At 44.4% G+C, this 762-nt stretch carries 1 protein-coding gene; it reads right to left on the bottom strand.

Going from position 1 to position 762, the window contains the following annotated elements:
• On the bottom strand, positions 1-621 hold a 621-nt coding region (locus HMPREF0518_RS09310), incomplete at its 3' end, for a transposase (protein WP_003627983.1).
• Between the last annotated feature and the right edge of the window lie 141 nt (positions 622-762).

The raw sequence follows: 762 nt of genomic DNA, 5'->3' as shown, positions 1-762 counted from the left end.
ATCGGTCCCCTTTGATTGGGCCATAATCCGCCTCTTGGCCGCGATTGTGCGCTTGTCGATCTTCTTGGTCGTCCCGATGACATTCTGATCGTTCTTTGAGGACAAGAGTGATGAAGCGATTGGGACAAAGGAGGATCCATCAGTCCAACCCATGGTCATCATTCGAAAGCCCTTCTTGTAGGTCATCGAAACGTGGTCGAATACTTTGGCAGCCAGCTCAGTCTTCTTGTATCCAGTTCTATAGTAGAGCGAATCGTCAAAGACGAAGCAATCGGCACGTTGGTCAGAAGTCAGATCTTTCAGGTGCCCATTGACGATCCTCTCAGCTAGCAGAATAGTGAGGCGAAGCCAGTTGATATGTGGGTTCTGCATGAATCGATAGTAGGTGTTTTTGGAGAAGCCAGCAGTACACTTGCCATACTTCTGTTGCATGTACATGCTTCTGTCTCGAAACACATTACTGAAGATGTATGAAAGGATCGACCAAAGTGGGATTCCTTTGGACTTGCGGAGCCCACATCTACGGAGAAGCTCCATAACTTTGTAGTCCTTGAAGAACTTTTCAACAGAACGGGCAATTTTAGGTTCGTTTTCAGTATCGAATGATGGTAAACTAGACATAGCGCAAGCCTTTTCGTTTGATATTGATGATGTTTTGATCGACTTAATTATATCAAGCGAACAAAGGCCTTGTGCTTTTTTATTGGCTAAACTATTGAATTTTCAAGGTACAAGCCCACTTTTGTAAGTGGGAAGTTTAAA

It is taken from the genome of Lactobacillus helveticus DSM 20075 = CGMCC 1.1877 (assembly GCF_000160855.1).
Classification (GTDB): Bacteria; Bacillota; Bacilli; order Lactobacillales; family Lactobacillaceae; genus Lactobacillus; species Lactobacillus helveticus.
The sequence above is the reverse complement of the archived record's forward strand: the minus strand, read 5'-3'. Positions and strand labels throughout refer to the sequence as shown.